Source organism: Saccharopolyspora sp. 6M, assembly GCF_020176775.1.
GTDB lineage: Bacteria > Actinomycetota > Actinomycetes > Mycobacteriales > Pseudonocardiaceae > Saccharopolyspora_C > Saccharopolyspora_C gregorii.
Genome location: NZ_JAIUJZ010000308.1, coordinates 1 through 4,742, shown reverse-complemented (window position 1 = coordinate 4,742; position 4,742 = coordinate 1). Strand labels below are relative to the sequence as shown.

Annotated in this window: 5 protein-coding genes; 3 read left to right on the top strand and 2 right to left on the bottom strand. The window is 74.9% G+C overall.

From position 1 onward, the window contains the following. Nucleotides 1–31: 31 nt before the first annotated feature. The 3 genes from LCD31_RS28195 (at nt 32) to LCD31_RS28185 (ending at nt 2,991) form a co-directional block, all read left to right on the top strand. Nucleotides 32–730, top strand: coding sequence for a response regulator transcription factor (locus LCD31_RS28195; protein WP_224963133.1), 699 nt, complete (start codon nt 32–34; stop codon nt 728–730). A gap of 8 nt (nt 731–738) precedes the next feature. Then, nucleotides 739–2,178, top strand: a complete 1,440-nt coding sequence (locus LCD31_RS28190; protein WP_224963131.1) for a cell wall metabolism sensor histidine kinase WalK — start codon at nt 739–741, stop codon at nt 2,176–2,178. 399 nt (nt 2,179–2,577) lie between these two features. Further along, nucleotides 2,578–2,991: a hypothetical protein gene (locus LCD31_RS28185; protein WP_224963129.1), complete on the top strand. Its 414-nt coding sequence runs from the start codon at nt 2,578–2,580 to the stop codon at nt 2,989–2,991. A gap of 42 nt (nt 2,992–3,033) precedes the next feature. On the opposite strand, the gene LCD31_RS28180 is transcribed toward LCD31_RS28185, so the two are convergent. Beyond that, nucleotides 3,034–3,870 (bottom strand): SAM-dependent methyltransferase, encoded by an 837-nt coding sequence (locus tag LCD31_RS28180; protein WP_224963128.1) that lies wholly within the window; start codon nt 3,868–3,870, stop codon nt 3,034–3,036. 171 nt (nt 3,871–4,041) lie between these two features. Beyond that, nucleotides 4,042–4,479 carry a MarR family winged helix-turn-helix transcriptional regulator gene (locus tag LCD31_RS28175; RefSeq protein ID WP_224963126.1) on the bottom strand — a complete coding sequence of 146 codons (438 nt, stop codon included), beginning with the start codon at nt 4,477–4,479 and terminating at the stop codon, nt 4,042–4,044. Nucleotides 4,480–4,742 lie beyond the last annotated feature (263 nt).

Here is a 4,742-nt window from a genome sequence, read left to right as displayed (position 1 = left end):
CGGCGCGGAACCCGGCGAGGGGCGCGACGCGGTGCCGCGGTTCACCGGCCAGCGGGTGCTGGTGGTGGACGACGAGCCGACCGTGCGGGAACTGCTGGCCGCGACGTTGCGCTTCGCCGGGTTCCGGGTGACGGCGGCCGCGACCGGGGCGGAGGCGCTGCGGGCGGCCGTGGACGAGCGGCCCGACCTGGTGCTGCTGGACGTGATGCTGCCGGACGCGGACGGGTTCGAGGTGCTGCGGCGGCTGCGGGAGGAACGCGGCGGGCAGGTGCCGGTGCTGTTCCTCACCGCCCGCGACGCCCCGCGGGACAAGGTGCGCGGCCTGACGCTGGGCGGCGACGACTACGTGACGAAGCCGTTCGACCCGGAGGAGCTGATCGCCCGGATCCACGCGGTGCTGCGCCGCTCCGGGCACGCGGCGACCTCCCGGGTGATGACCGTCGCGGACCTGGAGCTCGACCCGGACAGCCACCAGGTGCTGCGCGCCGAACAGCCGATCCGGTTGTCCCCCACCGAGTTCCGGCTGCTGACCTACCTGGTGCGCAACGCGGGCCAGGTGGTGTCGAAGCGGCAGATCCTCGACGAGGTGTGGCGGTACGACTTCGGCGGCGACCCGAGCATCGTCGACACCTACATCAGCTACCTGCGGCGCAAGGTGGACCGCACCGAGCCGAAGCTGATCCACACCGTGCACGGGGTGGGCTACGTGCTGCGCGGGCCGCGCTCGTGATCGCCCGGATGTCGTTGCGCGCCCGGGTGCTGCTGATCGCGGTGGGGCTGCTCGCGGCGGGCCTGGCGATCGGCGGCGCGGTGGTGATCGGCGCACTGGAGCGCAACCTCGTCGGCAAGCTGGACGCGCAGCTGGCGGCGACGGCGACCGCGGGCGCGAGGATCTTCCAGGTGCCGGACGCGGGGCTGCCCGGGCCGGGCACGGTGGTGGTGCGGGACAACTTCGCGCTGCCCGGTTCCACGACGTACGCGGCACGGCTGGGCGCGGGCGGCGCGGTCACCGAGCAGGAGTGGACCGGAGAGCGGTTGCCGGGCCCGGACCTCACCGGGCTCACCGCCACCGCAGGCCCGGTGGACGTGCCGAGCCGCGACGGCACCCAGCACTGGCGGTTGCTCGCGCAGCCCGGCCGGGACGAGCTGGTGGTCACCGCGCTCTCGCGCGCCGAGGTGGACGACACCGTCGCCCGGATGCGGGCGATCTCCGCGGGCACCGCCACGGCCCTGCTGGCGGTGCTCGCGCTGGCCGGGTGGTTCGCGGTGCGCGCCGGGTTGCGGCCGCTGCGCCGGATCGAGCGGACCTCGGCGGCCATCGCGGCGGGCGACCTCGGCAGCCGCGTCCCCGAATCGGCCGGACCGGACACCGAGGTCGGGCGGCTGTCGCGGGCGCTGAACGCGATGCTCGACCGCAACGAGGCCGCGTTCGCCGCCCGCGCCGAATCGGAGGCGCGGATGCGCCGCTTCGTCGCCGACGCCGGCCACGAGCTGCGCACCCCGCTGGCCGGGATCAAGGGGTTCAGCAAGCTGCACCGGATGGGCGCGGTGCCCGCGGGCGTGGACGCGATGTCCCGCATCGAGCGGGAATCCGACCGGCTGGAGCGGCTGGTGGACGACCTGCTGCTGCTGGCGCGGCTCGACGAACGGCTGCCGCTGCAGCTCGCCCCGATGGACCTGCGGACCCTCGCCGCCGACGCGCTGCACGACGTGCACGCGCTCGACCCGTCGCGGCCCGCCGAGCTGACCGGACCCGGCGGTGGCCCGCCCGCGGCCGCGCCCGCGCTGGCCGACGAGGAACGGTTGCGGCAGGTGGTCACCAACCTCGTCGGCAACGCCGTGCGGCACACCCCGGAGGGCACGCCGGTGCGCATCGGCGTCGGTTCGATCGACGGACGCGCCGTGCTGGAGGTCGCCGACGACGGGCCGGGACTCGCCCCGGAGGAAGCGGAGCGGGTGTTCCAGCGGTTCTACCGGTCCGACGGGTCGCGCAGCCGGGCCAGCGGCGGAGCCGGGCTGGGGCTGGCCATCGTGCGCTCGCTGGTGGAGGCGCACGACGGACGGGTCGAGCTGGCGACCGCGCCCGGGGCGGGCACCTGCTTCCGGGTCGTGCTGGACCGCGTCGAGATCTCCCCGGCGACCGGCGCGGAGGCCCCTCGGGCGGCCGACGCGGGGTGACCGCGGGACGAACCGGCCCCGGATTCCGCGCGAGCGCGCGATCCCCACCGCCGGGCCGACCCGTCCCGGACCGCGGTCGAGCGCGCGATCCCGCGCCGCCGGGCGAATCCGGACGGCTGCGAATCCGGACGGCTGCGGAACCGAGCATCCGGGCCATCGCGACGCGGCACGATCGAGGCCGAAGCCGCAGCAGGTCTTCACCGGTTCGCCGCCCGCGCCGCGGCCGGATCGGGTTCCTGGGAGTTCTCCGGGAGGATCGCGCGCCGCGGACCGTCCCGGTGATCGCGAGCTGCCGGAACGGTCCGCGGCTCCCAGGAACCTCTCAGAACCGCACCGGATTCACCGAGATCGGGCGGTCAACCTGAACGAGTCCGCAAGTTCACGAGGAGAGGAAATCCCATGCGGCTCAACACCTTCCGACGCACCGCCGCCATCGCCGCGCTGGCCTTGGCGCCCGCCCTGGCCATCGGCGCCGCCGCCCAGGCCACCACCGGCAGCGCCCCGTCGGCCGAGTCCGCCGCCACCGCCCAGCCGACCGCGCTCGACCGCTCCGCGGTGAACGAGCAGGCGCGCGACATCGTCGCCGAGCAGGGCGTCGTGCGGGAGCGCGGCGACGTGCAGACGCCCGACGGCGAGTTCGTCGTGTTCAAGGCGAACGCCGACGGCCTCCTGTGGGTCGTCGGCGCGGACACCGCGGTGCTGAAGGACGGGCAGCCGGTCGGCGCCGACGAGCTGCGCGACGGCGACCAGGTCACCGTCTCCGGCGTGCCGAACGGCGAGCACGCCGACGCCACCCGCGTCGAGATCGGCTGACCCGAGCCCGGCCGCGGAGGGCACGAGGGGTCCCTCCGCGGCCTAGGGCTTGCGGGCGACCGCGGCGAAGCAGACCGCGTTCTTCGGGTTGGCCGTGGCGAAGTCGTCCACGTCGGTGAGGTCGGAACGCCATTCCGAGGTGAACGCGACTCCCGGGTCCAGCAGCTCCCACCCGGTGAAGAACCGCCGGAACTCCAGCTCGTCGCGAGCGGTGAATCCCGGGTTCTGGGTGTCCTTGTAGGAGTCGATGAAGTCGAGGGTCTGCGACCGGACCGGTTCGGCGACGCCGTCGACGGTGGCGTGGCTGATGGCGAGCCGGCTGCCCGCGGGCAGCGCGTCCTTGTACCGCTCCAGCGCCGCCTCGGGGTGCTGCTCGCGGGGGATGAAGTGCAGCAGCGCCACGGCGAGGACCCCGACGGGCTTGGTGAGGTCGAGCAGTTCGCGGGTCGCGGCCGCGCCGAGGATCGCGTCGGGTTCCAGGAAGTCGCCCCGCACGACGGCCGTACCCGGCACGTCCTTGAGCAGCTCCTCGGTCTGCACGACCGCGACCGGCTCGTTGTCGGCGTAGACGACGCGGGCGTCCGGGTTGGTCCGGTGCGCGATCTCGTGCGTGTTGCCCGCGGTGGGCAGGCCGGAGCCGATGTCGAGGAACTGGTCGATGCCCTCCTCGGCCATGGTCTGCACGGCGCGGCGCAGGAAGGTGCGGTTCCAGCGCGCCACGTCGGCGATGTGCGGCAGCTTCTCCTTGGCCCTGGCGAAGAAGGCCCGGTCCGCCGCGAAGTTGTGGGCGCCGCCGAGGTAGGCGTCGTACACGCGGGCCGCGCTCGGCAGCTCCACGTCGACACCCAGCGCCCGCCACCTGTCCTGATCACCAGCCATTCACCCAAAGTAGTGATCTTGGTGGTCGACGACAACCTCCTCCCGCACGGGACGCGGCAGCCGGCCGTGCGGCGGGCGGGCTGTGGCCTGGGCAATCCCGGTCGGCGCGTAACGAACCTCACCAGCGACGACGGCGTTCCGGCCGAGCGCGCCAGGGATCGAGCGGTCCGCTCAGAGCAGGTCGGTCTCGCCCAGCCGGTGCAGCAGCCGGGCCAGTTCGGCGATGTCCGCCGGGTCCCAGCCGCCCAGCACCTCCCGCCACCGCCGCCGCTGCTCGGCGAGCTGTTCGCTGACCCGCACGCCGCCCTGCTCGGTGAGCACGACCAGCTTGGCGCGCGCGTCGACCGGGTCGGCCACCCGTTCGGCGAGCCCGATCCGCACCACCGCGTCGACCTGCCTGCTCACCGTGGACTTGTCCAGCGACAGCGCGGCCGCGATCGCCGACATGCGCTGCGCGCCCTCCTTCGCCAGCAGCACCACCAGCGGGTAGGCGGTCGGATCCAGCTTCGGGTGCACGTCCCGCGCGAGTTCGCGAGTGCGCAGCCTGCTGCGGCGCGTCAACGCGCGCAGCTCCTCCTCCAGCGCGGGCAGTTCGTCCTCGGATGACACCGGGTGCTCCTCCCGTAGCGGACCGCGCTCATGATCTCATCCGCCGGGCCGCGCGAGCGCGTCCGGAGATCGCGCGCCGGAACCCGCCTCCCCGCGTCCGGTGGCCGTCGCGGAGCAGGCATCCTGGGGTCGGCGCCGCCCCGCCGGGGGGGGGGCCCCCCCCCGCCGCGGGGGGGCCCCCCCCCGCGGCCGGGCCGGTGCTGGCGGTCGTGCGCGGCCCGGCCCCGGGCGGGTTGCGCGTCGACGACGTCGAACGCGCGGTG

What these genes read in the sequence shown, in the direction of transcription:
- LCD31_RS28190 (WP_224963131.1), top strand. Translation starts at nt 739, where the DNA reads ATGTCGTTGCGCGCCCGGGTGCTGCTGATCGCGGTGGGGCTGCTCGCG.
- LCD31_RS28185 (WP_224963129.1), top strand. Translation starts at nt 2,578, where the DNA reads ATGCGGCTCAACACCTTCCGACGCACCGCCGCCATCGCCGCGCTGGCC.
- LCD31_RS28180 (WP_224963128.1), bottom strand. Translation starts at nt 3,870, where the DNA reads ATGGCTGGTGATCAGGACAGGTGGCGGGCGCTGGGTGTCGACGTGGAG.